Here is a 26,843-nt window from a genome sequence, read left to right as displayed (position 1 = left end):
AGGGGGTGGTCATCACGGCAATCGCGCGCAAGAGAGCGGCCGTCATCCGGGCCATCGCAGAGGGCCGTAACGACCGCTCCTGTCTGCCAGGCCAAGACCCAAGGCTGAGGAGACAACAGCCCCCCATCATGCCAATGCCCAAGGTCGGGGACGCAACGCGGCAGAGAACCCTCGTGCCCTGTCATGGGCCGACATTGTTGACGCCCGCCAGTTGGAACGAGGCTGCCCCAGGACGACACCACAGTCACGCAGCGGCCAACCCCCACATGAGAGCCGTTCAACCGTCGCCCCAGTTCCGTCTTCTGCCTTGCGCATCCGCACCACGCCAAGCCAGGCGCCGCCGGAATGATCCCCATGGATCATGGACTTGACAGCGATCATCGGCTCAGGAGAAGCTGTTCGGTTGGGCCGATGGCTCAGACTGCCTATCGCGGCGGCGAACAGGGGCGCTCCTGCGTCATTCTGTCAATGGCAGCCGGCAACCTCGCCCGACAACCACGGTTGCTGGCCGATTGAGGCCGCGAGGGAACTGGCCGTGGATCTCGGCGCCAGTGGCCCGCAGTATCTAGCGCCACTGCCGGAAACCCAAAGGACCGCCGCTCCAGATCGGCGACCAATTCAGCGGGCTGTTGGGGATCAATGATTGTGGCGGGGCAGCGTCGCGGAGATGCGGGTGAAATCCTCGGCGTCGCGGATCGTGGCGCCCTCGGACAGTTGCGTGACGGTGTCGCGATAGATCCGTTGCCAGGGCGTCGCGGATGCAGGGGTGGCGGGGATGCCGTCGGCCTTGCGGCGCGCGATCTCGGCCTCGTCCACCAGCATGTCGCAGCGCCCCTGGTTCAGGTCGATGCGAATGCGGTCGCCGGTGCGCAGCCAGGCCAGCCCCCCGCCTGCCGCGCTTTCGGGCGAGGCGTTCAGGATGGATGGGCTGTCGGCGGTGCCCGATTGCCGACCGTCGCCCAGGGTGGGCAGGCTGCGGATGCCCGCCTGGATCAGGCGGTCGGGCGGCTGCATGTTCACCACCTCGGCGGCACCCGGCCAGCCCAGAGGACCGGCGCCCCGGATCACCAGGATCGAATCCGCGTCGATCGGCAGTGCGGGGTCGTTGATGCGGGCGTGGTAATCGGCCGATCCGTCAAAGACGAAGGCCGTCGCCTCGAAGATGTTCTCTTGCCCCGGCTGAGACAGATAGCGGGCGCGAAAATCGTCGGATATGGCGCTGGTCTTCATGATCGCGAAATCGAACAGGTTGCCACGCAGAACCAGAAACCCCGCCCGCGCCATCATCGGCGCGTCATAGGGCTTGATTACCTCGCGGTCCTTGCTTTCGCGGCCCTCCAGGTTCCGGGCCATGGTCCGGCCGGTCACGGTGGGGCAATCGCCGTCCAGCACGCCGGCCTGCAGCAGTTCCCACATCACGGCGGGCACGCCGCCCGCGCGGTGGAACCGCTCACCCAGCCAGGCACCGGCGGGCTGGACATTGGCCAGCAGCGGCACGTCATAGCCATGCGCCTGCCAATCCTCGGGGCGCAGGTCGGCGCCCGCATGACGCGCCATCGCCATCAGATGCGGCTGTGCATTTGTTGATCCGCCAATGGCCGAATTGACCCGGATCGCGTTCAGAAACGCCGCCCGCGTCAGGATCTGCGAGGGGCGGATATCCTCGTGCACCAGCTCGACCGCGCGCAGGCCTGTGCGATAGGCGATCTGGCCGCGTTCGCGATAGGCGGCGGGGATCGCCGCGCAGCCGGTCAGTGACATGCCCAGGGCCTCGGCGATGGCGTTCATGGTGGACGCCGTGCCCATCGTGTTGCAATGCCCGATCGACGGCGCGCTGTCCAAGGCCGATTGCAGGAATTCGTCGCGGGTGATCTCTCCGGCGGACAGCTTGCGGCGAGATTGCCAGATGACCGTGCCCGAACCGACCAGATGCCCCTCGTGCCAGCCGTCCAGCATCGGGCCGCCCGACAGCACGATGGCGGGGATGTCCACCGTCGCCGCCGCCATGATGGCCGATGGCGTCGTCTTGTCGCAGCCCGTCGTCAGCACCACCCCGTCAAAGGGATAGCCGTAGAGCAGCTCGACCAGACCCAGATAGGCCAGGTTGCGGTCCAGCGCGGCGGTGGGGCGTTTGCAATTCTCGAACAGGGGATGGCTGGGGAATTCGATGGCGATGCCGCCCGCGTCGCGGATGCCGTCGCGGACCCGTTTTGCCAGGTCCAGATGGTGGCGATTGCAGGGGTTCAGGTCGCTGCCCGATTGCGCGATGCCGATGATCGGGCGGCCCGATCGCAGCTCCTCGGGGGTGGTGCCGTAGTTCATGAACCGCTCCAGATACAGCGCGGTCATGTCGGCATGGTCGGGATTGTCGAACCAATCCTGAGAGCGCAGGCGACGCGGGGCGGTCATGATGCGGCCCCCTTGCCGTTCATCGCCTCAAGGTGCAGCAGCAACCCGCTGTGGTCGACCTCGCCATGGCCTGCGGCCACGAAATCGGCGAATGCCGCGCGCACCGCCTGCGTCAGGGGCAGGGTCAGGCCGGTGGCGGTGGCCAGATCAGCGACGGATTCCAGATCCTTCAGCTGCAGGCGCGACAGCCCGCCGGGGGCGAAATCGCGCCGGACCATGCGGCCTCCGTGCAGCTCCAGGATGCGGCTTTCGGCGAAACCGCCCCGGATCGCGTCGCGGAACCGGGCGCGGTCGGCGCCCCCTGCCTCGACCAGCATCATCGCCTCGGCCACGGCGCCGATGGTCACGGCGACGATCTGCTGGTTGGCCAGCTTGCAGACCTGGCCCGCGCCGGACGGGCCGACATGGGTCAGCCGCCCCAGGGGGGCCATCACATCGGCGATCCGGGCGATCACCGCCGCCTCGCCCCCGGCCATCAGCGCCAGCGAGCCCTCCTGCGCGCCGACCACCCCGCCCGAGACAGGGCAGTCCACGTGATCGACCCCCAGCTGCGCCAGCCGTTGCGCGTGATCGCGCGCCAGATCCGGCGCGATCGACGAGGTGTCGATCAGCACCGTCCCCCGCTCCATCGCGGCCGCCACGCCGCGGTCGAACAACACCTGCGCCACGGCGGGTCCGTCCGACAGCATGGTAAAGACGATGCCCGCGCCCGTCACGGCCTGCGCCGGGTCGTCCGCCACCTGTGCGCCACCTTCCTGCAGCGCGCGGGCCTTGTCACCCGCGCGGTTCCAGACGGTCACGGCATGGCCCGCGCCCAGCAGGCGGCGCACCATCGGCGCGCCCATCAGGCCGGTTCCCAGAAATGCGATCTCGGTCACAGGCGTCCCCCCAGTTCGTCGTCGATATGCGCGCGGATGATGGCGTCAAAGCTGTCCTCGGCAGTAAAGCCCAAGGCGCGGGCGCGGGTGGCCTGGAACCCCGGGGCCCAGCCTTCGCACATGGCGGTGATGGCGGCGTCGGGTTCGCGCCGGATCAGTGCCACGGCCTCGTCGCCCGCGACGCGGCGCAGGGCCTCGATCTGGTCGGCCACGGTGGCGGACAGGCCGGGCATCGACAGGTTGCGCCGCGGGCCGACCGCCGTCAGGTCCATGGTCGCCGCATGGATCATGAACCCCACCGCTGAGCGCGGCGAGGTGTGCCAGTGCCGGATCGTGTCGGGCACCGGCAGGATGGCCGGCTGGCCCACCAGCGGTTCGCGCAGGATGTTGGAAAAGAACCCCGATGCTGCCTTGTTCGGCAGGCCGGGGCGGATGCAGATCGTGGGCAGGCGGATACCGATGCCGTCGAAAAAACCGCGCCGGGTGTAATCCGACAGCAGCAGCTCGCAGATGGCCTTTTGCGTGCCATAGCTGGTCAGCGGCGTCGTGTGGAAATCATCCGGGATCGCGTCGGGCAAGGGCGCGCCGACCACCGCGATGGAGGAGGCGAACACCACGCGCGGGTGGTAGTCGGCCCCGGCCAGGCGGATCGCCTCGAACAAAGCGCGGGTACTGTCCAGGTTGATGGCATAGCCCTTGGCGAAATCCGCCTCGGCCTCGCCCGAGACGATGGCGGCCAGGTGAAAGATCACGTCCGGGCGCGCGTCGATCAGCCGCGTGGCGGTGTCCGGCGCGGCCAGATCCAGATCGAGGCAGGTGGCTGTTCCCGCAACCCCGTCGGGCGCGGTCGGCGCCACCACGTCGATCAGCGTCATCGCCGTGACCGGCTGGCCGCCCAGCCCGCCGTCGCGGGCCACCCGTTCGGCCAGCTTGCGGCCCAGCATCCCGGCAGCGCCGGTGATCAGAATGTGCATGTTCCCCCCGTCATGGACGACGCCCCCTCGGATTGGTATGATTGTCTGATAACCTGCCGACTGCAAGCCAAGAGAGAACCCCGATGCACACGATCGCTGAAACCGACGCGGACCGGCTGACCCGGATGCTGGGCGCCGACATGGTGCTGACCGGCCCGGACACGGCCCCCTATTGCCGCGATTGGTTCGGCGATGCGCAGGGCGCGGCGCTGGCGGTGCTGCGCCCGCGCGACACCGCGCAGGTGCAGGACTGCGTGCGGGCCGCGGCGGCGCTGGATCTGGGGATCGTGCCGCAGGGGGGCAATACCGGGCTGGTGCTGGGGGCGATGCCCGATTCCGGCCAAGTCGTGCTGTCGTTGGAGCGGATGACCCGCATCCGCGCGCTGGACGCCGACAATTTCTCGGCCGTGGTCGAGGCGGGGACGATCCTGCACGACCTCAAGCAGGCCGCGGCGGCAAGGGGGCTGTTCTTTCCCCTGACCCTTGGCGCGCAGGGATCGTGCCGGATCGGGGGCAATGTCTCGACCAATGCGGGGGGCGTGAACGTGCTGCGCTATGGCATGACGAGGGAGCTGGTGCTGGGGCTGGAGGTGGTGCTGCCCGATGGCCGGGTGCTGGACCTGCTGTCGGGGCTGCGCAAGGACAATCGCGGCATCGACCTGAAACAGCTGTTCATCGGGGCTGAGGGCACGCTTGGCATCATCACCGCCGTCGCGGTCAAGCTGACGCCCGCGCCCGACCGGGTGGCGACCGCGCTGGTGGCCCTGCCCCGGCTGGAGGATGCCATTACGCTGTATCGTCGCGCGCGGCGCGAATGCTGCGACCTGATGTCGGCGTTCGAGTTCATGCCGCCCCTGGCCTTTACCCTGGCGCGAGAGGCGCGGCCTGACCTGACCCTGCCCATGGCCGACACGCATCCGGCCTATGCGCTGATCGAGATCTCCGGCTCGGGGCTGGTCGATATCGACGATCTGATGGCGCGGTTCCTGGAGGGGGTGTTCGCCGACGGGCTGGCGCTGGACGGCGTGGTCGCCCAATCGCAGGCGCAGGCCGCGGCCCTGTGGGCGGTGCGCGAGGGCATGAACGAGGGCCAGGCCCGGCGCGGCAGGCACCTGCGCAGCGACGTCTCGGTTCCTCTGTCCCGGCTGGCCGAGTTCGTGGCCGAGGTCGAGGCCGCCGTGACCGCGCAGCTGCCCGGCTGCACCTGCGTGTCCTATGGCCATGTGGGCGATGGTAATGTGCATCTGAATGTGCTGCCTGATCATGCGCTTGGGCCGGACAGCGTCGATGACCAGATCGCGCGGGCCAAGGGCATTCTGCATCAGGTCCTGGACCGATTCGGCGGCTCGATCAGCGCCGAACATGGCATCGGGCGCCTGAAAAAGGTGGATTTCGAGGCCCGCCTGCCCGCCCCTCAGCGCGCCCTGCTGGAGGCGATCAAGCAGGCCATCGACCCGGGGCGGATCATGAACCCGGGCTGTCAGTTCGATCCCGTGGCGGGTTAGGCCATGCAGGACGCACCGACGCAGATCCTGCGGACCCAACATCTGCCCGCCCGGATCGCGGCGCAATTCGCCCGCCAGATCCAGCAGGGCGCCCTGAAACCCGGCGACCGGCTGCCGACCGAAAACGCCATGTCGCGCAGCTTCGGCGTCAGCCGCACCGTCATCCGCGAGGCCATCGCCCAGCTGCGCAACGAGGGCATGATCGAGACCCGCCAGGGCGTCGGCGCCTTTGTCATCGACCGGCCCACGCGGCACATCCGCCTGGACGACCGCGCCGACAGCGACGGGCATGCCTTTCGCGACCTGTTCCAGCTGCGCGTGCCGCTGGAGATCGAGGCGGCGGGCCTGGCCGCTGCCGGTCACGGCCCCGAGCATCTGCGCCAGATGGATGCGGCCCTGGCCCGGATGCGGGTCACCGATGACAGCGCGCATGACGGCATTCTGGCCGATCTGGAATTCCACCGCATCATCGCGGCCGCCACCGGCAACGATTACTTCGTGCAGTTTTTGGGCGCCGTGTCAGACCGCATCCTGCAGACCATCGTGCGGTCGCGCGAACGCATCCGCCTGGAGGAGATCGTGGCCATCGTCGAACGGGAACACACCGCCGTGCGCGACGCCATCGCCGCGCGCGACCCGGTCCGCGCGCGGGCGGCGATGCGGGCGCATATGGCCGGTTCGGCCGAACGCATCGCCCTGCGGGTGGAGTTCTATCTTTGACGCGCGGGCGACAAATCTGTGGACAGGATGGTTTACGCGCGGCTAGGGTCATCGTGTTGTCTGACATCTAAGGACAACGCGGCGTGGGGGCGTCGCATCTTCCGGAGGGACCTGCGATGACATCACCACGATCCTTGACGGCTGTCACGATCCTGCCTGACGACGCCGACCGCGCGACGCTGGTGGGGCGCGTCTGGTCCGATGACCGCGGCGGCCCCTGCCCGGTCGTGATCCGCGCGGGTCGCGTACTTGACCTGACCGGCGTCTCGGCCACCATGTCGGGGCTGCTGGAGCGGTCCGATCTGCATGCCGCGCTGGCCGCTGATCTGCCCGATCTGGGCGGACTGGACGCGTTTCTGGATGGCCGCGCCGGGCGCCTGCTGGCGCCGGTGGACCTTCAGGCGATCAAGGCCGCGGGCGTCACCTTTGCCGACAGCATGCTGGAACGCGTGATCGAGGAGCAGGCCCGCGGCGACAGCGGCCGCGCCGCCGCGATTCGCGCCCGTCTGGCGCCGGTCATCGGCGACAGCCTGCGCGGGGTCGCGGCGGGGTCCGACAAGGCCGCCGCCGTCAAGGCGCTGCTGCAGCAGATGGACCTGTGGTCGCAATATCTGGAGGTGGGCATCGGCCCCGACGCCGAGATCTTCACCAAGGCGCAGCCCATGTCCGCCGTGGGCTGCGGCGATCTGGTGGGCATCCACCCCATCTCGGACTGGAACAACCCCGAACCCGAGGTGGTGCTGGTCATCCGCTCGGACGGCGCGATCCTGGGCGCGACGCTTGGCAATGACGTGAACCTGCGCGATGTCGAGGGGCGGTCCGCCCTGCTGTTGGGCAAGGCCAAGGACAACAACGCCTCCTGCGCGCTTGGGCCGTTCATCCGGCTGTTCGACGACGGTTTCACCCAGGGCGATCTGGAACAGGCCACCGTATCCCTGCGGGTCGAGGGGCAGGACGGGTTCCAGATGACCGGCGACAGCCCGATGGCCGCGATCAGCCGCACGCCGTCCGATCTGGCAGCACAACTGCTGAACCGGTCGCATCAATATCCCGACGGGGCGGTGCTGTTCTTGGGCACCATGTTCGCCCCGGTCAAGGACCGCCGCGCACCCGGCCAGGGGTTCACCCACGAGACCGGCGACCGGGTCGAGATCGCCTCGCCCCGCCTTGGCCGCCTGGTGAACTGGGTCGAGCGTACCGACCGCTGCCCAGAATGGACCTTCGGCACGGGGGCGTTGATGCGCAACCTGACCCGCCGCGGCCTGGCCGAGAGGATCTGAGGGCATGTCCCGGTTGTCGCGGTTCTTCTTCGGCTTTCTGGACGTGCTGCTGGCGGTGCTGCTGGGGGCAATGGCGCTGATGGTCTTTGTCAACGTCGTCATGCGATATACGATGAATTCGGGCCTGCCGCTGTCGGACGAGCTGTCGCGCTTTGCCTTCGTCTGGCTGACCTTCATCGGCGCGGTCGTGGTTTATCACCACCGCCAGCATATGGGGATGGAGACGGTCGTGGCCCAGTTCGGCCCGCGCGGACGCCGGGTGCTGATGGGCATATCGGACCTGATCATCCTGGGCTGCGCGGGGGTGCTGATGCACGGCACCTGGAAGCAGCTGCCCATCAATGCCAGCATGAGCGCGCCGGTGTCCGGCCTGTCGATGGCCTGGGTCTATGGCATCGGCCTGTTCACCGGCGCGGGCATCATCATCATCACGGTCGAACGCCTGTTCCGCCTGGCCACCGGCCGCATGTCCGATGCCGAGCTGCGCGGTTTTGGCGGAGAGATGGACGATCTCTATGACAGCCCCGCGCGGGCCAAGGCGGGGGACCGTGCCGAATGACGCTGCTGGTCTTTATCGTCTCGCTGATCGGGGCCATGTCGCTTGGGGTGCCGGTGGCATTCGCGCTGATCTTTTGCGGCGTGATCCTGATGTCCTTCATGGGCATGTTCAACACCCAGATCATCGCCCAGAACATGCTGATCGGCGCCGATACCTTTACCCTTCTGGCGATCCCCTTCTTCATCCTGGCGGGCGAACTGATGAACGCGGGCGGGTTGTCCAAGCGCATCATTGAATTCGCGATCACCTTTGTCGGTCACATCCGGGGCGGGCTGGGGCTGGTGGCGATCATCGCGGCGGTGATCATGGCCTCGATCTCGGGCTCGGCTGCGGCGGATACGGCGGCGCTGGCGGCGATCCTGATCCCGATGATGGCGCGGGCGGGCTATAACGTGCCGCGATCCGCCGGTCTGATCGCGGCGGGGGGCGTGATCGCGCCGGTCATCCCGCCGTCGATGGCCTTCATCATCTTTGGCGTCGCCGCGAACGTGTCGATCAGCCAGCTGTTCATGGCGGGCATCGTGCCGGGCCTGTTGATGGGGCTGTCGCTGGTCATCACCTGGATGATCGTGGCGGGCCGCGACAATGTGGAAACCCTGCCCCGCGCGCCCTGGACCGACCGGTGGCAGTCGATCGGGCGGGCCGCATGGGCCCTGGGCATGCCGGTCATCATTCTGGGCGGCATCCGCATGGGCGTGGTCACACCGACCGAGGCCGCCGTCATCGCCGCCTTTTACGCGCTGTTCGTCGGCATGGTCGTCTATCGCGAGTTGAAGCCCCGCCACCTGCTGGGCGTGCTGATCGCGGCGGGCCGGACCACGGCGGCGATCATGTTCCTGGTCTGCGCGGCGCTGGTGTCGGCCTGGCTGATCACCGCAGCCAACATCCCCAACGAGATCGCGGGCTATATCGCCCCGCTGATCGAAAACCCCAAGCTGCTGATGCTGGTCATCATGTTGCTGATCCTGGTCGTGGGCACCGCGCTGGACCTGACGCCCACGATCCTGATCCTGACGCCCGTCCTGATGCCCATCGTCATCAAGGCGGGGATCGACCCGGTCTATTTCGGGGTCATGTTCATCATGAATTGCTGCATCGGGCTGCTGACGCCGCCGGTCGGCGTCGTGCTGAACGTGGTCAGCGGCGTGGGGCGGGTGCCGCTTGGCAAGGTGATCCGGGGCGTCTGGCCGTTCCTGATCGCACAGATTCTGGTGATCCTGCTGCTGGTGGCGTTCCCCAGTATCGTGATCGTTCCGGCACGCTGGTTCTACTGACGACAATTCCTTGAGGGAGGAGACACCATGACCATTCTGAAGACGGCCCTGTGCCTGACCACGGCCCTTGCGATAGCGACCCCCGCCCTGGCGCAGTTCCAGGAGCGGACGTTCCGCGTCTCGAACGGCATCAACGAGGATCACCCCGTCGCCACCGGCATGGCCGCGATGCAGGAATGCCTGAACGAGGCCACGGGCAGCGCCATGACCATGCAGGGGTTCTGGGGCGGCGCGCTTGGCGGCGACCTGCAGGCCACGCAGGCCGTGCGGTCGGGCCTGCAGGAGGCGGTCGTGACCTCGTCCTCGCCGCTGGTGGGGATGATCCCGGCCCTTGGCGTCTTTGACCTGCCCTTCCTGTTCCGCACCCCCGAGGAGGCCTATGCCGTCATGGACGGCGAATTCGGCGAGATGCTGAACGAAAAGCTGGACGAGGTCGGGCTGGTCAATCTGGGCTATTGGGAAAACGGCTTCCGCAACATGTCCAACTCTCAGCGCCCCATCGAGACCTGGGAGGATTTCCAGGGCATGAAGGTCCGGGTGATGCAGAACAACATCTTCCTGGATACATTTTCCAACTTTGGCGCCAATGCCACGCCGATGTCCTTCGGAGAGGTGTTCTCGGCGCTGGAGACGCGCGCCATCGACGCGCAGGAAAACCCCTATGTCACCATCGACACCTCGAAATTCTACGAGGTGCAGTCCTATATCAGCGAGACGCGCCACGCCTACACGCCGTTCCTGTTCCTGTTCTCCAAGGCGATCTTCAACAGCTATTCCCCCGAGGAACAGCAGGCGCTGCGCGATTGCGCGACCGTCGGCCGCGACGTCGAACGCGCCGCCATCCAGGAGCTGAACCTGGAATCGCTGGCCCGGATGGAGGCGGCCGGCCTGCAATTCAACACCCTGTCGGTCGCCGCGCAGGAGGAGATGCTGGAGAAATCGCAGGTCGTCTATGAGACGCACCGTGCCGCCATCGGCGAGGATGTCGTCGATCAGGTGCAGGCCATCCTGGCCGATCTGCGCGGCCAGTAAGGGCCACGGGCGCGCGGGATCGCGCGCCCCTTTCATGACACAGGAGGTCCGGCATGACCGGCAACAGGGCGGGCGCCCTGCTGATGCTGCTGGGCATGGCGGCATTCGCGGGCAATGACGCAATCGGCAAATGGCTGGTGGCCGATTACGGGGTGGCGCAGGTGATCCTGCTGCGGTCGCTGGCGGCGGGGCTGCTGATGGCGCCGCTGCTGCTGCGCGGGGGCCGGGTGGTTGCGCGCATCCGCGCGGCCCCCCGCCCGCGCCTGCAGGCGCTGCGCGCGATCTGTGCCACGGCCGAGGTGTTCTGTTTCTATCTGGCGGTGTCGCATATGCCGCTGGCGGATGTGATGGCCTTCTGGATGGCGGCGCCGATCTATGTGGTCGCAATCTCGCCCTTGCTGCTGGGCGAGCGGGTGGGCGCGCGGACCTGGGCGGCGGTTGCGGTGGGCTTTGCCGGGGTGCTGATCCTGCTGGCGCCCAGCCTGCAGGTCTCGGGGCCGGGGGTGGTGTTCGCGCTGCTGGGGACAGCGGCCTTTGCCGCGATCATGGTGCTGGGCCGGTCGCTGCGCGAGACGCCCGACCGCGATCTGGTGCTGTTCCAGCTGGCGGCGGCGGCGGGGGCCGGGCTCCTGCTGGCGCCGTTCGACTGGCAGCCGGTGCAGTCGTCAGGCGATCTGGCGCTGCTGTTCCTGCTGGGCGTGGTGGCGACCGTCGCGCATATGCTGGTCACGCGGGCGCTGAAGCTGGCCGATGCGTCGGTCGTGGCGCCGCTGCAATATTCGCTGCTGGTCTGGGGCGCGGTGCTGGGGTTCCTGATCTTTGGCGACATTCCCGCGCCGGGGATGATGCTGGGCGCGGCGCTGATCGTCGGATCAGGTCTGATCGTGCTGCGCCGCGCGCCAAGGGTCGCGCCGGAACCCCCGGTCCCGGCGCAGCCTGGGGTCAGACAAAGCGGTTGACCCAGTTCTCCAGCCGCTCCTGCCCGCCCGACACGGGCTGCGGGTCCAGGTCGCGCTCCTCGACCCGGGCGGCGATGCGGTCCAGCGGCTGATCCAGCATGGCCTGCGCCTCGGGGCGGTCCCACCCGGCATAGCGCAGGGCGCGCATCCGCTCCAGGCCGCCATCCTCCAGCATGGCGGCTGCGGCCTTCAGGCCGCGCGCGCAGACATCGATGGCGCCGACATGGGCCAGCACCAGATCCTCGGGGTCCAGCGACTGGCGCCGCACGCGGGCGTCGAAATTGGTGCCGCCGGTGGTGAACCCGCCCGCGCGCAGCACCTCGTAATAGGCCAGCGCGGTCTCGGGGACGTTGTTGGGGAACTGGTCGGTGTCCCAGCCCGACTGATAGTCGTTGCGGTTCATGTCGATCGACCCCAGCATGTCCAGCGACGCCGCCAGCGCCAGCTCATGCTCGAACGAATGCCCGGCCAGGATCGCGTGCCCCTGTTCGATGTTCAGCTTGACCTCGTTCTCCAACCCGAACCGCTTGAGGAAACCATAGACCGTCGCCACGTCGAAATCATACTGATGCTTGGCCGGCTCCTGCGGCTTGGGTTCGATCAGGATCGCCCCCTTGAAGCCGATCTTGTGCTTGTATTCCACGACCTTGGTCAGGAACCGCCCCGCCTGTTCGGCCTCGCGCCCCAGATCGGTGTTCAGCAGTGTCTCGTACCCCTCGCGGCCACCCCACAGCACGTAATTCTGGCCGTCCAGACGGTGGGTGACATCCATGCAAGCCTTCACGCAGGCCGCGGCATAGGCGAATATCTCGGGGTCGGGGTTGGTCGCAGCGCCGGCCATCCAGCGGCGGTGGCTGAACATGTTGGCCGTGCCCCACAGCAGTTTGGTGCCGGTCTGCTCCATCTTGGCTGCGAAGATATCGCAGATCGCGTCCAGATTGCGGCGGCTTTCGGCGAATGTCGCGCCTTCGGGACGGACGTCGGCGTCGTGAAAACAGAAGAACGGCTGTCCCAGGATGGCGAACAGATCGAAGGCGGCATCGGCCTTGGCCCGCGCGGCCTCCATCGTGTCGCCATACCACGGGCGGTCATAGGTGCGTCCGCCGAACGGGTCCGCGCCCTCATAGGCCAGGCTGTGCCAATAGGCGACGGCCAGGCGCAGGTGATCCTCCATCCGCTTGCCCATGACGACCTCGTCGGGGTCGTAATGGCGATAGGCGAATTCGTCGTCGCTATCCGGTCCGGCATAGCGGATGGGGGCGATATCCTTGAAATAACCGGTCATGTTTGGTCCCTCGGCTTTCGGTTTTCGGTCAGCGCGCGGCCCAGGCCAGCCCGCGCCGCAGAATGGTCTGCGCCTGCGGGTGGTCCAGTTCGGCGGCGTTGTGGCCCAGTGCGGAAAAAAAGACCCGCCCGGCGCCAAAGCGGTGTTTCCACACCACCGGCATCACCGTCCCTCGGGTCCAGGGGGCATGCGTGCCGTCGAATGTGGTGGTCGCCAGCACCTCGATCGCGGGATCGACATGCAGGTAGTACTGTTCCGAGTGGTAGTCGAAATCCCCCATGCCCTGCATGATCGGGTCATCGGGCGCGGTGATCTGCACGCGATAATCCAGAAAGTCCCCGGGATGCGCGACCCACTGGCCGCCGGTCATGAACTGGTATGCGGGCTGGGCGCGGAACGTGTCGCCCATGCCGCCGTGAAAGCCCGCCAGCCCGGTCCCGGCCTGGATGGCGGCGATCAGGTTGGCCAGCGCGTCGGGGGCGATGTCGGCCTGGGTCATCATCGGGACGATCAGGTCGAACCGGCCCAGATCGCCCTGGGCCAGGACATCGGTGCCGGGTCGGCTGTCGACCTGAAACCCGTCCTGGGTCAGCATCTGCATCACGCGGTCGGCGCAGGCACGGGGCTCGTGCCCCTCCCACCCTCCCCAGAAGATCAGTGCGGTTCGGGTCATGCGGCCTCCGGTGCGGGTGTCAGGGGCGCGACCGCATCGGGGCGCGCGCAATCGGTGGACAGGGGCAGGGTGCGGCCTGTGCGGGCGGCCTCCAACAGGGATTCGATCACGTCCAGCACATGCAGCGCCAGATCGCCGCTGGCACGATGCGGGCGGTCATCGGCGATGGCCTGCGCCATGTCGGCCAGCCCAAGGCCGCGATGATTGTCGTCGCCATGCGCGTGGGTCATGGGCTGTGGCTGCCAGCCCTCGGCACCCGACAGCATCACCGTGCCGTCGAAGCGGTTCGGATCGGGGATCAGCAGCGAGCCGTCGGTGCCATACAGCTCCAGTGGGCTGTGCATATGGGCGCGCACGTCAAAGCTGGTCACGATCTGGACCAGCGCGCCCGAGGCAAAGCCCAGCACCCCCGCCACATGGGTCTGCGCGTCTACGGCGACGGGCTGCCCCGCGCGCGGTCCGGTGGCAATGATGCGGCTGTGATGGGCGCGCGCCGCCATGGCGCTGACCTGTTGCACCGGGCCCAGCAGGTTGACCAGCTCGGTGATGTAATAGGGGCCCATGTCGAACAGCGGCCCCGCACCCGGCCCCTGATAGTAGAAATCAGGGTTGGGGTGCCAGCGTTCGTGCCCCGCCAGCATCAGCGTGGCCGTGCCCGCGACGGGCCGCCCGATGGCGCCTGCGTCGACCAGGGCGCGCGCGGTCTGATGCGCACCGCCCAGAAAGGTGTCGGGCGCACAGCCGATGCGCAGACCCCGCGCGGCGGCCATGTCGGCCAGTTGCCGACCCTCGGCCATGCTGACGGCCAGCGGCTTTTCGGAATAAACGTGCTTGCCCGCGCGCAGGGCGGCCAGCCCGACCTCCAGATGGGCGGCGGGCACGGTCAGGTTCACCACGATGTCGATATCGTCGCGCGCCAGCAGCGCGTCGGGCGTCAGCGCGTCGATGCCGTGGTCCTGCGCCCTGGCCTGCGCCGCGTCGGGGCGCAGGTCGGCCACCGCGCGCAGGGACAGCTGCGGGAACCGCGCGGCGTTCTGCAGATAGATGTCGCTGATCACGCCACAGCCGATGATGCCGATGCCCAAGGGGGTCATGCCGGGTCCTGCATGCGGTGGCCGTCTGCGTCGAACAGGTGCAAGTGCCGGCGTTCGGGTGTCAGGAACAGCGTCTCTCCGGCGCGCAGGCGGCGGTCGCCGGGCAGGCGGACGGTGACGTCGCCCGTGCCCGCGACATGGGCGTGCACGACCGTATCGGCGCCAAGCGTCTCGACGACCTGGGCGGTGGCGGGCCAGTATCCCGTATCGTCCGACACAGCGATATGTTCGGGGCGGATGCCCATCGTCGCCACGTCATCGCGTCCGATGGCCGTGCCCGGCAGCAGGTTCATCTTGGGCGATCCGATGAACCCCGCCACGAACGCGGTCTGCGGGCGGTCATAGAGGTCCATGGGCGCGCCCACCTGCTCGATCCGGCCTGCGTTCATCACGACGATCTGGTCGGCCAGGGTCATCGCCTCGACCTGGTCATGGGTCACATAGATCATCGTGGCGTCCAGCGACTGGTGCAGCTGCGCCAGTTCCACCCGCATCTGGGTGCGCAGGGCGGCGTCCAGGTTCGACAGAGGTTCGTCGAACAGGAACACCTTGGGCTGGCGCACGATGGACCGACCGATGGCCACGCGCTGGCGCTGGCCGCCCGACAGCTGGCTGGGCTTGCGGTCCAGATAGTCGGTCAGGGCCAGGATGCGGGCGGCCTCGGCCACGCGGGTCTGACGTTCGGCGGCGGGCACCTTGGCCAGGCGCAGGCCGAAATCGATGTTCTGCGCGACCGTCATATGCGGATAAAGCGCATAGGACTGAAACACCATCGAGATGCCGCGTTTGGACGGCTCGTCAAAGGTGACGTCCTGACCGCCGATGCGGACCGTCCCCGCCGTGGGCATCTCCAGCCCCGAGATGATGCGCAGCAGCGTGGACTTGCCGCAGCCCGAGGGGCCGACCAGCACGGTGAACGACCCCTCGGGGACGGTCAGGTCCAGATCGGGCAGCACGGTCAGCCCGCCGAATGATTTGCTGATGCTCTCCAGCCGCACCTCAGCCATGATCGCGCCCCTCGTAGCGGAAGGACAGGACATCCGCATGCCGTCCGCGCCCCGCGGTGTCATGCGCGCAGACCCCCACGAAGGCGCCGGTGAAATTGTTGCCCGGCCCGTTCCCCGCCTCGTCCGAGATGGCCGATTGATCCAGCACGATGCCCAGATCGGTCCAGTCGCCATCGGTCCGATAGCGGAAGCGCAGCGCCGCGCCGTCCACGTCGCAGCCCAGATGCACCGGACCGTCGGGCAGCGGGATCGGCGTGATCGGATAGGTCACGCGGGCATCGGGCCAGTCGGCGGCGCAGCTGTAGACGGTCAGCACCCGGGTGCCGTCCTCGGTCGCGGTGATGGCCAGATAGTGGAACTTGAACCGGCCATACCAGGCGATCAGCCCTGCGAAATGCTGGTAATCGCCGGGGGTCATGTCGATCTCGGTCTCGGCCGCAAAGGACAGATGCGTCTGACGGCGCGCGACCAGGGCGTGATCGAACTGCGACCCCGGCGATTCCCGGCCGAACAGACGCAGGGCATCCGCGCGCGCGGTCATCGAGAACAGCCGGTCGGGATGCGGCGTGCGCAGCCATTGGAACGCGGGCGGCAGCCGATCGCCATCGAACCGCGTCAACGCGGGTTCCGGGTCGAACGGGTGCGCAGGCAGATCGCAGGGCGCGGTATCGGCCGGCGCATTGCCGCCATGGGCCAGACGGGGGAACTGCCCCTCGTCCCAGATCAGCTTCTGTATCGCGGTTTCGCGCCCGAGCGGCGATCGGCGCACGTCATCGGCATGGATGCCCCCCTGACCCACCGGCAGCGCCCGCGTCTCCGGCAGTGGGCGAGAGCACAGATGCACCATGTAGACCTGGCCGTCCTGCGTCTGAACGATATCGGCGTGGCCGGTGCGCTGCAGCAGCCCGTCGGTGCCGCGCGCGGTCAGGATGTGCTTGGCGGGGTCGGTCTCGTACGGGCCGAACAGATCGCGCGACCGCGCCATGGTGACGGCGTGGTCATAGCCGGTGCCCCCTTCGGCGGTCAGCAGGTAATACCAGCCGTCGCGGCGATACAGATGCGGCCCCTCGGTCAGTTTCAGATCGGTGCCGCGATAGATGTTGTGGACGGGACCGATCAGCGCGCGATCCTCGACCGAATATTCCTGCATGACGATGCCGCCAAAGCGGTCGCCGCCCGTCTGGTTGTGGTCCCAGATCATGTTCAGCAGCCACTTGCGCCCGTCCGCGTCATGGAACAGCGACGGATCGAACCCGGATGAGTTCAGATAGACCGGGTCCGACCAAGGGCCGTCAATGGACGGCGCGGTGACCAGATAGTTGTGGCTGTCCTTCCACGCGCCGTCGCGGCGTTTCACATCGGTATAGATCAGCCAGAACAGCCCGTCCGCATGGGTCAGGCAGGGCGCCCAGACCCCGCCGCTATCGGGATCGCCGCGCAGGTCCAGCTGCGCCGCCCGGTCCAGCGGGCGCGTGACCAGCCGCCAATGCGCCAGGTCGCGCGAATGGTGGATCTGCACGCCCGGATACCATTCAAAGGTCGAGGTCGCGATATAGTAATCGTCGCCCACCCGGACGATGGAAGGGTCGGGGTTGAAACCGGGCAGGATCGGGTTCTGGATCAGGGTCATGGCGTCATCCTTTGACGGCGCCACCGGTCAGGCCGGCGACGATGTATTTCTGGGCGGCGAGGAAAAAGACGATCGCGGGCAGGATCGTCAGCGTCACGAAGGCCAGCGTCAGGTTCCACTGCGTCACGTATTCGCCCCGGAACTGCATCATCCCAAGGGGCCAGGTGAAGACATCACGCGAGTTCAGCACCACCAGCGGGAGCAGGAAGTTGTTCCAGCTTTGCACAAAGACGAAGGTGCCCACCGTCGCCAGGATCGGCGCCGACAAAGGCAGCGTGAAGCGCCAGAAGAACCGCACATAGCCGCAGCCGTCGATATAGGCGGCCTCGAACAGCTCCTTGGGCAGTTGGGCGAAGAAGGTGCGGAACAGCAGGATCGCCAGCGACAGGCTGAAGGCCGTCTGCGGCAGGATCACGGCCCAATAGGTGTCCAGCAGGCCGATGTCGCGGACCTTGATGAACAAGGGCAGGATCGCGGTGGCAAAGGGGAACATCAGCCCCAGCAGCACATAGGAAAACAGCATGCGTGAGCCGAAGAACGTGATCTGCGCAAAGACATAGGCCGCCGCCGCCCCCACGATCAGCGTCAGCACCACCGACCCGATCGAGATGACCAGCGAATTGCCCAGATAGCGCCAGAAGGCCGGGTCCGACATGATCGCGCCATAGAACTGCGTGTCCCACAGGGCAGGCAGGCCAAGCGCGTTGGTGCGGATCTCGGCATTGGTCTTGAACCCGCCCAGCACGGTTGCCAGCATCGGCGCCAGAACAAAGCTGGCCACGATGCACAGGAACGCTAGGCGCATCAGGTTGCGCGTCAGATGTCCGCGGGTCATCCCTGTGCCCTCTTCATGAAGATGCGCTGATAGAACAGGGCGACCGTCACGGCGCCCACGAACAGGATCACGCCCACCGCGCTGCCAAAGCCGATGTTTAGGCGGGTCAGCCCGAAGGTGTACAGATAGGTCACGATGGTATGGGTCTGGTTCGACGGCCCGCCATTGGTCAGCGGAATGATCACGTCAAAGACCTGCAGCGCGCCGATGATGGCAAAGAAGGCGCTGACGACGATCGCGGGCTTGATCGCGGGGATCTGGACATAGCGGATGACCTGCAGGCGGCGGGCGCCCTCGATCCGGGCGGCCTCGATCTGGTCCTGGGGCACGCTCTGCAGGGCGGCGATATAGATCATCATGTGAAAGCCGAAATATTTCCACACGATCACCGTCATGATCGCGGCAAAGGCCCAATCCGGGTCCGACAGGATGAACACGTTGCCCATCCCCAGCCCCCCCGCGATGGAGGCGGTGACGCCGTAATTGCCGTCAAAGACAAAGGACCAGATCAGGCCGGCGGCGACCTCGGCCAGGATGTAGGGCAGAAAGAAGATCAGCCGGAACACCGCATTGGTCGGCGTCTTTTTATAGATCAGCAGTGCCAGCAGCATCGCCAGCGGCATCTGCACGATCAGCGAGATGACCACGATCTTGACCGTGTTGCCCACCGCGATGTGGAACACCGAATGGTTCAGGATGCGGTCGTAATTCTCCAACCCGACGAAATTGCTGGGCGCGCCATAGCCGTTCCAGTTGAAGAACGAAAACCAGGCGGACTCTCCCAGAGGCAGCATCACGAAGAACGTGAACAGGATCAGCGCCGGAGGCAGCATGATCAGCACCGCGGTCACGCGCCCATTGGTCAGGGCACGGCGCATGCGGACAGAGGCAGGCATTCGCCTGTCGGCGGCGGTGGTCATGCCACGCTCCTGTGGTTTTTTTGAGGGTCAGATGGCGGGCTGTGCGGCGCCCGCCATCAGGGTTCAGCGAAAGTCCCAGGATTCCTGGACCTGCGCCGCGGCATCTTCGGGGGTGATCACGCCCTGCGCCAGATCGGCCGAGATGTCGTTGATGGTGGCCCCGACCGAGGCGCCCAGGAACTGATCCAGGAAGATCTGGTGATAGCTGCTGGCCGCGATGTGATCGGCCACCTCGATGTAGAACGGGTTCTGCATCTGGTCCGCGCTGCCTTCGGCGATGGGGATGAACAGCTCCTGCCGCCCGGCCTCGCGCTGGTTTTCGGCGTTCATCATGAAAGCTAGGAACTGGACCGCCTCGGGTTCGGCGCTGTTGGTCACGGCCCAGCCATTGATGCCTCCAAGCGTGGCATCGGCCCCGCCCTCGGTCACCGGATCGGCGATGGCCGGAAAGCTGAGGATCGCCAGCTGGTCGTCGGGCAACCCCTCGCCGCTGGTCGAGCGTTCGCGCATCGGCAGATAGTCCCAATCGCCCATCAGGTGGAACGCCCCCGCCCCGTCCGCGAACATGCCGCTGGCGGTCTCATAGGTGGTGCTGATGTAGCCGGGCTGGAACGGCTCCAGTTCGGTCAGGCGCTGGAACTGGCGGCCGGCGGCGATGAAGGGCTCGGCCTCGAAGCCGCCGTTCTCGCCGGCCATGGCGTCGGTGACGACTGCAGGGCCGCCCTCGCGCAACGCCAGATAGCTCCAGTAGAAATGTAGCGGCCACTTGTCCTGACCGCCCGCCACGATGGGGGTGACGCCCGCATCCTTCAGCGTCTGCACGGCCTCAAGAAAATCGCCCCAGGTGGCAATGGCCGCGATGTCCACGCCCGCCTGCTGGGTCAGCGCGGTATTGGTCCAGAACACGACCTCGGTCGCGTATTGCGGCAGGCCGTACAGCTGGCCGTCTACGGAATAGGCCTGCAACCCGGCATCGGGGATGGTGTCGGCAAAACCCTCGGGCAGCAGGGCGTCGATGGGCTGCAGGAAGCCGGCCTCGACCTGCTCGACGACGGTCTGGCCGCCCCAGCTGTAGAAGATGTCGGGCCGCGCGTTCGATTGCAGCAATGTCGGCAGGCGCTGCTTGTAGGCCTCGTTCGCGACATATTCGAAGGTGACGGTCACGCCCTCGTTCTGCGCCTCGAAATCGGCGGCGATCTGCTCCAGATAGGCCTGCTGTTCGTCATTCACCGCCACGCGCAGGACGGTGATCTCGGTCTGGGCAAGGGCCGCTTGGCCGGTGACTATGGCAAGGGCGGCGGCCAGGGCCGCTGTGGGATATGTCATGGTGGTCCTCCCTCTCGCCAGCTCCTCAACCGGCGTCATTCTGACGAAGATTCGCCATTGATGACATACGTACGTCAAACATGAGCACCACGCAACCGTTTCCGGACGGGTCGCTGTTCAGGGAAGGTTGTCGCGCAGATAGACCTCGATGCCGATGCGCGCGGCCTCGGGGTCGATGGCCCCGCCCTCGATCAGCGACTGCAGCAGGCTGACCGCGACCGATATCTCGCGCACGGGGTCCTGATGGATCACCGCATCAAAGGTGCCGTCCAGCAGGGCCTGACGGGAATGCGCGGTCAGCTCGTGGACCACGACCGAAGGGGCATCCGGGCGCGCCTGTGCCATGGCGCGCGCGACCCCGCGCGTCCCCGCGCCCAGGCTGTAGATGCCGACGACATCCGGGGTCCGCGCCAGCAATTCCGCCAGTTGCGCGGCCACGATATCCTGGTCGTCGAACCCCTCCAGCGGCGGCAGGACGCGCTGATCGGAGAATTCCTGGCGCAGGACCTGCTCGAATCCCAGCCTGCGTTCGGCGTGGTCGCGCACCAGCATCGACCCCGCGACCGTCACGATGCTGCCCGTCCGTCCCCGGCAGAAGCGCCCCAACAGGCTGGCCGCGGTGCGCCCGGCCTGCACATTGTCGATGCCCACGAAATGCTGGCGCCGCGACGATGGCAGGTCCGACACCAGCGTCACCACCGCAACGCCCCGGTCGCGCAAGGCGGCCAGCGCCGCACGCACGGCCGCGGAATCCGTGGCCACCACCGCCACCCCATCCGTCTGCGCCGGGTCGATCGATTGCAGCGCCCCGGCCAACGCCGCGTCATCGAACGGAGGAACGGTCGTCACGGAAATCGCCGTGAATTCCCACGCCTCGGCACGCGCCCCGATCTCGCGCTCCAGCCCGCGCATGAAGCTGTTGCCCCCCGCAGGCAGGACGAACAGCAGGCGGTACTGACGGCGGCGCGCCAGATTGGCGGCGGCGATGTTGCGTTCGTAGCCCAGCTGCTGCATCGCCTCGGCGACCCGCGCCCGGGTCGCGCGGCGCACCCCCTCGCGGTCGTTCAGCACCCGATCGACGGTCGAAAGGCTGACACCGGCAATGCGGGCGACGTCGTGGATGGTGGGGCGGGACATGGGCTGCTGCAACCGTATTCTGGGGTCGATCTGATCTGTTCCGGGCAGCGTAAATCAAACCCCGCCCGGGCAACAGGGCCTTTCTGGCGCCACCGCGGCGGGGGTCAATCCACCGGCTGCGCCGTTCCGACCAGCGCGCCCTCGGTCGCGCCCACGATCCCTGCGGCATTGGCCTCGTCGGTGTCGATATGCAGTTCCGTGACGGTGCCGGGTGCCACGCGGACCAGCACGCGATCCAGGATCAGGCTGCGCGCCGATCCGTCGGCCAGGCGCAGTTGCACCAGCGCGCCGTCCTGCAGGCCCATGGCGCGCGCATCCTCGGGGTTGGTGTGGATGTGGCGCGCGGCGACGATCAGCCCGTCGCTGTCCAGATGCCCCGCCGGACCGATCAGACGCACGCAGGGCGTGCCGTCCAGCTTGCCGCTGTCGCGCAGCGGCGCGTCGACGCCCAGGGCAAAGCTGTCGGTGCGCGACACCTCGATCTGGGTGCGCGCGCGCAGCGGGCCCAGGATCGCCACCCGCTCCAGCCGTCCCTTGGGGCCCTCCAGCACCAGGCGTTCCTGCGCGACCCAGTTGCCGGGCTGGCGCAGGGGCGTGCCGGGGGTCAGGCGATAGCCCGGGCCGAACAGCGCCTCGACCGCGGGCGCGGACAGATGCACATGGCGGCCCGACACGGCCACCGGAATGGGGCGCGGCACAGCGGGCGGGCGGGCCAGCAGCCGGCGCACCTCGCGCGCGATCATGCGCTGTTCGGCGGTCTCGGTCACGATGACCGCGACGCGGCTGCCGGGCCCCTGGATCTGCGGGGCGGCCTGATCGGACAGGTCCGGAGCGCGGTTCAGATCCTCGTCCAGGGTCAGGCCCAGAAAGCCCAGCCCGTCGCAGATCCGCCGCCGCATCGTGGCCGAGTTCTCTCCGATTCCGCCGGTGAAGACGACCGCGTCCAGCCCGCCCATCGCCGCCGCATAGGCCCCCAGATACTTGCGCGCGCGATAGGCATAGAGGGTGATCGCACCCTGCGCCGCCGCATCGCCCGCCGCGGCCCGGTCCTGGACGTCGCGCATGTCGGCGCTGCCCGCCAGCGCCATCAGGCCGCTGTCGGCATAGAGCGCGGCCTCGATCTGCGGGATATCCAGGCCCAGTTCGCGCTGCAGAAAGCCGAAGGCGCCGGGGTCGACATCGCCCGACCGCGTGCCCATCACCAGCCCCTCCAGCGGGGTCATGCCCATCGAGCTGTCGATGCTGCGCCCGTATTGCACCGCGCAGGCGCTGGCCCCGTTGCCCAGATGCATGCTGATGATGCGCAGCTCCGACACAGGACGGCCAAGCGCCTCGGCCGCGCGTTCGGCCACGTATTTGTGCGACGTGCCGTGAAAGCCGAACCGCCGCAGCCCCGCCTGACGCCAGGCGGCGGGAACCGCATAGGTCGTCGCCCGCGCCGGATTGGTCAGGTGAAAGCTGGTGTCAAAGACCGCGACCTGCGGCAGGTCGGGCCACAGATCGCGCGCCAGCCGCACCGCCTGCAGCATCGCCGGGTTGTGCAGCGGCGCAAGCGGGGTCAGCGCGTCGATGCGCGCTACGACCGCATCGTCGAGGCGCGCGGGGCCGGTGAAGCCGGTTCCGCCATGGGCCAGCCGGTGGCCGACCGCCGCGATGCCCGCGACGCCCTGCTCGGACAGCAGCGCGGGCACCGCCGCGATGGCCGCGCGCAGATCCGTCTGCGGCGCGCGGCGCACCACCCCCGCCACCGTCAGATCGCAGCCGTCAGGCCCGAAGCGGTCAAAGCCCGCCTTGAACACCTGCCGTTCGTCATCGAAGACGCCCAGCTTCAGGCTGGAGCTGCCGGCGTTGAACACCAGGACTTTCATGCGGATTCTCCTGTCGGGTTGCGGCGCCACAAGGCGGCGGCGCGTTTGTCGATCTCCAGCACGGCCAGCAGCAGCACCCCGGCCCCCACACACGCGGCCAGCTGGCCCAGGCTGAGCGGCGCGGTGCCGAACAGCATCCGCAGCGGCGGCGCATAGGTCAGCAGCACCTGCAGCGCCACCACCACGGCCAGCGCGATCAGGACCGCGGGCGTGCCCTGCGCGCCCTGCAGCGTGGCCGACGCGCCGTGACGGTAGCGGACCGAGAACAGATAGAACACCTCCATCGCCACCAGCGTGTTGACCGCCATGGTCCGCGCGACATCCAGATCCGCGCCCCAGGCCATCGCCGCCTGGAACTGACCAAAGATCCCCAGGGTGAACAGGACCGACACCAGCATCACCCGCCACAGCACGAAGCGCGACAGGATCGGCGCATGGGCGGGGCGCGGCGGGCGGGCCATCACGCCACGCTCTGGCGGCTCGAAGGCCAGGGCCATCGCCAGCGCGACAGAGCTGAGCATGTTCACCCACAGGATCTGCAGCGGGGTGATCGGCAGGATCAGGCCGAACAGGACGGCGACGATCAGGCTCATGCTTTCGCCGCCGTTCACGGGCAGCAGGAAGGCGATGACCTTCTTGAGGTTGTCATAGACCGTGCGCCCCTGTCGCACCGCCTCGGCGATCGAGGCAAAGTTGTCGTCGGCCAGCACCAGGTCGCTGGCCTCGCGCGCGGCCTGCGACCCCTTCCGGCCCATCGCGATGCCCGCATCCGCGCGTTTCAGCGCGGGCGCGTCGTTCACCCCGTCGCCGGTCATCGCGACGACCGCGCCGGGCGCCTGCAGCGCCATGACCAGCCGCAGCTTGTGTTCGGGGCTGGTGCGGGCAAAGATGTCGGTGCGGTCCGCCGCCCCGATCAGCGCATCGTCGTCCAGCGCGTCGATATCGGCGCCGGTCAGCACCCGGTCCGGGCGGGCCAGCCCGATCTGGCGGCCGATGGCGGCGGCGGTTCCGGCATGATCGCCGGTGATCATCTTGACCGCGATGCCCGCGCGGCGGCAATCGGCCACGGCGGCGATCGCCTCGGGGCGGGGCGGGTCGATCAGGCCGACCAGCCCGACCAGCACCAGCCCGCCGTCCAGATCACCGTGATCCAGCGTCGCCGCGTCATGCGGCTTGTGCGCCAACGCCAGCACGCGCATGCCCTGACGGGCGATGGCCTCGGCCCGGCCCTCCCATGCGGGACGGTCCAGCGGGCCGTCCACGCCCAACGCCCGGTCACAGCGCGCCAGCAGCGCCTCGGGGGCGCCCTTGGCCAGGATCATCTCCTGATCCAGCACCGCCATATAGCGATAGCGTGCATCGAAGGGGATCGTGGCGCGGGGCGCGGGGCGGTCTTGCCACGGGGCACCCAGCTTGCCCGCCAGGGCCAGCAGCGCGCCCTCCATCGGGTCGCCCTCGACCCGCCAGCTGCCGTCGTGGCGCAGCTGGGCGGTGTTGCACAGCGCCGCGATACGGCCAAGGGCGGGCCAGGCCGGGTCATCGGTGCCGCCGACCGTGCCCTCGGGGGCATAGCCGTCGCCCGCGACCTCGGCGTCGCCGCGCGCGGTGGCGATGCGGGTCACGACCATCTCGTTGCGGGTCAGCGTGCCGGTCTTGTCCGAACAGATGACCGAGACGGCGCCAAGCGTCTCGATCGAGGGCAGCCGGCGGATGATCGCGTGCCGCCCGGCCATCCGCTGCACGCCGATGGCCAGCGTGACGGTCAGCACCGCGGGCAGACCCTCGGGGATGGCCGCGACGATCAGGCCGACCACGACGATGAACGCCTCGGCAAAGGGGGTGCCGCGCAGCAGCGTGGTAAAGGCCAGCACCAGCGCCGCGACGACCAGCACGAACCCGGTCAGGACGCGGGCAAAGCGGCTCATCTGCGCGATCAGCGGCGTGGTCAGGACCGTGACCGACTGCATCATGTGGCTGATCTGGCCGATCTGGGTGGCCGCCCCCGTGGCCACGACCACGCCGGCCCCGGTCCCCTGGGCGATCATCGTGCCGCTGAACGCCATCGCCGCGCGATCGCCAAGCGGCGCGCCGACAGCCACCCGCGCCAGCCCCTTGCGCACCGGCAGGGATTCACCGGTCAGCATCGCCTCCTCGGCGGTCAGGTTCGCCACCGCGATCAGGCGCAGGTCGGCGGGCACGCGGTCGCCCGCCTCGATCAGGACGATGTCGCCGGGCACCAGATGCACCGCGTCCACCGACAGGCGCGCCCCGTCGCGCAGGACGGCCGCGCGCGGCGCCAGCATGTCGCGCAGCGCCTCCAGCGCCTGTTCGGCCCGCCCCTCCTGGACAAAGCCGATGACCCCGTTCAGCACCACCACGGCCAGGATCACGCCAGTATCGACCCAGTGACCCAACAGCGCCGTGATGACCGCCGCCAGAATCAGCACCACGATCAGCAGGTTGGCGAATTGCCGCGCCAGCCGGGCCAGCGCCGAGGGGCGGGGCGGTTCGGGCAGCCGGTTCGGCCCGTGGCGCTCCAGCCGGGCTGCGGCTTCCGTGGCGCTCAGCCCCCTGCCATCGGTCCCAAGCGCCTGCAGAACCGCATCCGCAGGCATGGCCCAGGGGTGCAGGTCCCCCGCCAGCGGACCGTCCGTCATGGCGCGGTATATCCGCCATCGACCAGGTGATAGCTGCCGGTGACAAAGCTGGCCCGGTCCGACAGCAGAAAGCAGGTCAGCGCCGAGACCTCGGCCGGGGTGCCGATGCGCCCCATCGGATGCAGCGCGGCCAGACCGGCCAATGCCTCGGGCGACAGGTTGGCCGACAGCAGCGGCGTGTCGATGAAGGCCGGACCCACGGCGTTCACCCGCACCCCCCGCGCCGCGTATTCCATCGCCGCAGTCCGCGTCAGGCCAAGCAGCGCGTGCTTGGCCGCGACATAGGGCGCGGCATTGGCAAAGCCCACCGACCCCAGGATCGAGGACATGTTGACGATGGACCCGCCGCCCGCCCGCTCCATCGCGGGGATCTGCCAGCGCATCCCGTAAAAAACGCCGTTCAGGTTGATGTCGATCACCCGCCGCCAATCGTCGGCGGGGTATTCGCCGGTGGGCAGGCTGGGACCGCCGATCCCGGCATTGTTGACCGCCATGTGCAGGCCGCCCCCCTCGGCCTCGGCGCAGGCGACCAGGGCCTTCATCGCGGCCTCGTCGGCAACATCGGCGGCAAAGGCGCGGGCGGTGCCCCCGGCGGCCTCGATCTGCTGGACGACGGCGTGGCAGGCTTTGTCCTGCAGGTCGCTGACGATGACACGCGCGCCCGAACGCCCCAGCTCCAGGGCGATCTCGCGGCCGATGCCAGATGCGGCGCCGGTCACGATGGCCGTGCGGCCGCGAAAGTCGAAACGGAGATCCGTCATGTGTCTGCTCCTTCTGAAGGCGAACCTTGAGGGGCGACGATGACAGACCCGGACCGGCCC

General features: G+C 68.2%; 22 protein-coding genes and 1 pseudogene. 7 read left to right on the top strand and 16 right to left on the bottom strand.

Annotation, left to right across the window (positions count from 1 at the left end):
* Window positions 1–636 precede the first annotated feature (636 nt).
* Genes FA740_RS09335 through denD form a run of 3 tightly spaced genes read right to left on the bottom strand, consistent with a single transcriptional unit; the run spans window position 637 to window position 4,261 of the window.
* A complete protein-coding gene (locus tag FA740_RS09335; RefSeq protein WP_136856499.1) occupies window positions 637–2,409 on the bottom strand; it encodes an IlvD/Edd family dehydratase in 1,773 nt (590 codons plus the stop codon).
* Window positions 2,406–3,287: an NAD(P)-dependent oxidoreductase gene (locus tag FA740_RS09330; protein WP_246053554.1), complete on the bottom strand. Its 882-nt coding sequence runs from the start codon at window positions 3,285–3,287 to the stop codon at window positions 2,406–2,408. Before FA740_RS09330 ends, FA740_RS09335 begins: the two co-directional genes overlap by 4 nt.
* Window positions 3,284–4,261 (bottom strand): D-erythronate dehydrogenase, encoded by a 978-nt coding sequence (gene denD, locus FA740_RS09325; RefSeq protein WP_136856498.1) that lies wholly within the window; start codon window positions 4,259–4,261, stop codon window positions 3,284–3,286. Before denD ends, FA740_RS09330 begins: the two co-directional genes overlap by 4 nt.
* An 83-nt stretch (window positions 4,262–4,344) precedes the next feature.
* On the opposite strand from denD, the gene FA740_RS09320 reads away from it, so the two are divergent.
* From FA740_RS09320 to FA740_RS09290, 7 genes are all read left to right on the top strand, one after another.
* Window positions 4,345–5,766, top strand: a complete 1,422-nt coding sequence (locus FA740_RS09320; protein WP_136856497.1) for an FAD-binding oxidoreductase — start codon at window positions 4,345–4,347, stop codon at window positions 5,764–5,766.
* A 3-nt stretch (window positions 5,767–5,769) separates the two neighbouring features.
* Complete coding sequence (locus tag FA740_RS09315) at window positions 5,770–6,486, top strand: FadR/GntR family transcriptional regulator (RefSeq protein ID WP_136856496.1); 717 nt, start codon at window positions 5,770–5,772, stop codon at window positions 6,484–6,486.
* Between the two features lie 134 nt (window positions 6,487–6,620).
* Window positions 6,621–7,766: a fumarylacetoacetate hydrolase family protein gene (locus FA740_RS09310; RefSeq protein ID WP_246053553.1), complete on the top strand. Its 1,146-nt coding sequence runs from the start codon at window positions 6,621–6,623 to the stop codon at window positions 7,764–7,766.
* Window positions 7,767–7,770: 4 nt separating this feature from the next.
* Window positions 7,771–8,325, top strand: a complete 555-nt coding sequence (locus FA740_RS09305) for a TRAP transporter small permease (RefSeq protein WP_136856494.1) — start codon at window positions 7,771–7,773, stop codon at window positions 8,323–8,325.
* A complete protein-coding gene (locus FA740_RS09300) occupies window positions 8,322–9,599 on the top strand; it encodes a TRAP transporter large permease (RefSeq protein ID WP_136856493.1) in 1,278 nt (425 codons plus the stop codon). The genes FA740_RS09305 and FA740_RS09300 overlap by 4 nt, the downstream gene beginning before the upstream one ends.
* Before the next feature lie 27 nt (window positions 9,600–9,626).
* Complete coding sequence (locus FA740_RS09295) at window positions 9,627–10,631, top strand: DctP family TRAP transporter solute-binding subunit (protein ID WP_136856492.1); 1,005 nt, start codon at window positions 9,627–9,629, stop codon at window positions 10,629–10,631.
* A gap of 53 nt (window positions 10,632–10,684) precedes the next feature.
* Window positions 10,685–11,590 carry a DMT family transporter gene (locus tag FA740_RS09290; protein WP_211243668.1) on the top strand — a complete coding sequence of 302 codons (906 nt, stop codon included), beginning with the start codon at window positions 10,685–10,687 and terminating at the stop codon, window positions 11,588–11,590.
* Here the strand turns inward: FA740_RS09290 and xylA are convergent.
* The 13 genes and pseudogenes from xylA to FA740_RS09230 form a co-directional block, all read right to left on the bottom strand.
* Complete coding sequence (gene xylA, locus FA740_RS09285) at window positions 11,574–12,875, bottom strand: xylose isomerase (protein WP_136856491.1); 1,302 nt, start codon at window positions 12,873–12,875, stop codon at window positions 11,574–11,576. The genes FA740_RS09290 and xylA overlap by 17 nt on opposite strands.
* Window positions 12,876–12,903: 28 nt before the next feature.
* A complete protein-coding gene (locus FA740_RS09280; protein WP_136856490.1) occupies window positions 12,904–13,548 on the bottom strand; it encodes a ThuA domain-containing protein in 645 nt (214 codons plus the stop codon).
* Window positions 13,545–14,642, bottom strand: a complete 1,098-nt coding sequence (locus tag FA740_RS09275; protein WP_136856489.1) for a Gfo/Idh/MocA family protein — start codon at window positions 14,640–14,642, stop codon at window positions 13,545–13,547. The genes FA740_RS09280 and FA740_RS09275 overlap by 4 nt, the downstream gene beginning before the upstream one ends.
* Window positions 14,639–14,887: a TOBE domain-containing protein gene (locus FA740_RS20500; protein WP_420873142.1), complete on the bottom strand. Its 249-nt coding sequence runs from the start codon at window positions 14,885–14,887 to the stop codon at window positions 14,639–14,641. Before FA740_RS20500 ends, FA740_RS09275 begins: the two co-directional genes overlap by 4 nt.
* Window positions 14,888–15,226: 339 nt before the next feature.
* Window positions 15,227–15,565, bottom strand: a pseudogene (locus FA740_RS20495) (ABC transporter ATP-binding protein); the annotation flags it as partial.
* A gap of 76 nt (window positions 15,566–15,641) precedes the next feature.
* Window positions 15,642–17,279 (bottom strand): glycoside hydrolase family 43 protein, encoded by a 1,638-nt coding sequence (locus FA740_RS09265; protein WP_136856487.1) that lies wholly within the window; start codon window positions 17,277–17,279, stop codon window positions 15,642–15,644.
* A 4-nt stretch (window positions 17,280–17,283) separates the two neighbouring features.
* Entirely contained in the window at window positions 17,284–18,114 is an 831-nt protein-coding gene (locus tag FA740_RS09260) for a carbohydrate ABC transporter permease (RefSeq protein WP_136856486.1), read from the bottom strand.
* Complete coding sequence (locus FA740_RS09255; RefSeq protein ID WP_136856485.1) at window positions 18,111–19,034, bottom strand: carbohydrate ABC transporter permease; 924 nt, start codon at window positions 19,032–19,034, stop codon at window positions 18,111–18,113. The genes FA740_RS09260 and FA740_RS09255 overlap by 4 nt, the downstream gene beginning before the upstream one ends.
* A gap of 63 nt (window positions 19,035–19,097) precedes the next feature.
* Window positions 19,098–20,360 carry an ABC transporter substrate-binding protein gene (locus FA740_RS09250; protein ID WP_136856484.1) on the bottom strand — a complete coding sequence of 421 codons (1,263 nt, stop codon included), beginning with the start codon at window positions 20,358–20,360 and terminating at the stop codon, window positions 19,098–19,100.
* 117 nt (window positions 20,361–20,477) lie between these two features.
* Window positions 20,478–21,497, bottom strand: a complete 1,020-nt coding sequence (locus tag FA740_RS09245) for a LacI family DNA-binding transcriptional regulator (protein ID WP_136856483.1) — start codon at window positions 21,495–21,497, stop codon at window positions 20,478–20,480.
* Between the two features lie 104 nt (window positions 21,498–21,601).
* Window positions 21,602–23,365 (bottom strand): acetate/propionate family kinase, encoded by a 1,764-nt coding sequence (locus tag FA740_RS09240; RefSeq protein WP_136856482.1) that lies wholly within the window; start codon window positions 23,363–23,365, stop codon window positions 21,602–21,604.
* On the bottom strand, window positions 23,362–26,022 hold the full coding sequence (locus tag FA740_RS09235) for a cation-translocating P-type ATPase (RefSeq protein ID WP_211243667.1): 2,661 nt from the start codon (window positions 26,020–26,022) through the stop codon (window positions 23,362–23,364). The genes FA740_RS09240 and FA740_RS09235 overlap by 4 nt, the downstream gene beginning before the upstream one ends.
* Window positions 26,019–26,783: an SDR family NAD(P)-dependent oxidoreductase gene (locus tag FA740_RS09230; RefSeq protein ID WP_136856481.1), complete on the bottom strand. Its 765-nt coding sequence runs from the start codon at window positions 26,781–26,783 to the stop codon at window positions 26,019–26,021. The genes FA740_RS09235 and FA740_RS09230 overlap by 4 nt, the downstream gene beginning before the upstream one ends.
* Between the last annotated feature and the right edge of the window lie 60 nt (window positions 26,784–26,843).

The sequence above is a fragment of the Paracoccus hibiscisoli genome (genome assembly GCF_005048265.1).
Taxonomy (GTDB): Bacteria; Pseudomonadota; Alphaproteobacteria; order Rhodobacterales; family Rhodobacteraceae; genus Paracoccus; species Paracoccus hibiscisoli.
The sequence above is the reverse complement of the archived record's forward strand: the minus strand, read 5'-3'. Positions and strand labels throughout refer to the sequence as shown.

Coding starts and splice junctions, on each gene's coding strand:
- FA740_RS09335 (WP_136856499.1), bottom strand. CDS start 2,409: ATGACCGCCCCGCGTCGCCTGCGCTCTCAGGATTGGTTCGACAATCCC.
- denD (WP_136856498.1), bottom strand. CDS start 4,261: ATGCACATTCTGATCACCGGCGCTGCCGGGATGCTGGGCCGCAAGCTG.
- FA740_RS09320 (WP_136856497.1), top strand. CDS start 4,345: ATGCACACGATCGCTGAAACCGACGCGGACCGGCTGACCCGGATGCTG.
- FA740_RS09315 (WP_136856496.1), top strand. CDS start 5,770: ATGCAGGACGCACCGACGCAGATCCTGCGGACCCAACATCTGCCCGCC.
- FA740_RS09305 (WP_136856494.1), top strand. CDS start 7,771: ATGTCCCGGTTGTCGCGGTTCTTCTTCGGCTTTCTGGACGTGCTGCTG.
- FA740_RS09300 (WP_136856493.1), top strand. CDS start 8,322: ATGACGCTGCTGGTCTTTATCGTCTCGCTGATCGGGGCCATGTCGCTT.
- FA740_RS09295 (WP_136856492.1), top strand. CDS start 9,627: ATGACCATTCTGAAGACGGCCCTGTGCCTGACCACGGCCCTTGCGATA.
- FA740_RS09290 (WP_211243668.1), top strand. CDS start 10,685: ATGACCGGCAACAGGGCGGGCGCCCTGCTGATGCTGCTGGGCATGGCG.
- xylA (WP_136856491.1), bottom strand. CDS start 12,875: ATGACCGGTTATTTCAAGGATATCGCCCCCATCCGCTATGCCGGACCG.
- FA740_RS09280 (WP_136856490.1), bottom strand. CDS start 13,548: ATGACCCGAACCGCACTGATCTTCTGGGGAGGGTGGGAGGGGCACGAG.
- FA740_RS09275 (WP_136856489.1), bottom strand. CDS start 14,642: ATGACCCCCTTGGGCATCGGCATCATCGGCTGTGGCGTGATCAGCGAC.
- FA740_RS20500 (WP_420873142.1), bottom strand. CDS start 14,887: ATGGGCATCCGCCCCGAACATATCGCTGTGTCGGACGATACGGGATAC.
- FA740_RS09265 (WP_136856487.1), bottom strand. CDS start 17,279: ATGACCCTGATCCAGAACCCGATCCTGCCCGGTTTCAACCCCGACCCT.
- FA740_RS09260 (WP_136856486.1), bottom strand. CDS start 18,114: ATGACCCGCGGACATCTGACGCGCAACCTGATGCGCCTAGCGTTCCTG.
- FA740_RS09255 (WP_136856485.1), bottom strand. CDS start 19,034: ATGACCACCGCCGCCGACAGGCGAATGCCTGCCTCTGTCCGCATGCGC.
- FA740_RS09250 (WP_136856484.1), bottom strand. CDS start 20,360: ATGACATATCCCACAGCGGCCCTGGCCGCCGCCCTTGCCATAGTCACC.
- FA740_RS09245 (WP_136856483.1), bottom strand. CDS start 21,497: ATGTCCCGCCCCACCATCCACGACGTCGCCCGCATTGCCGGTGTCAGC.
- FA740_RS09240 (WP_136856482.1), bottom strand. CDS start 23,365: ATGAAAGTCCTGGTGTTCAACGCCGGCAGCTCCAGCCTGAAGCTGGGC.
- FA740_RS09235 (WP_211243667.1), bottom strand. CDS start 26,022: ATGACGGACGGTCCGCTGGCGGGGGACCTGCACCCCTGGGCCATGCCT.
- FA740_RS09230 (WP_136856481.1), bottom strand. CDS start 26,783: ATGACGGATCTCCGTTTCGACTTTCGCGGCCGCACGGCCATCGTGACC.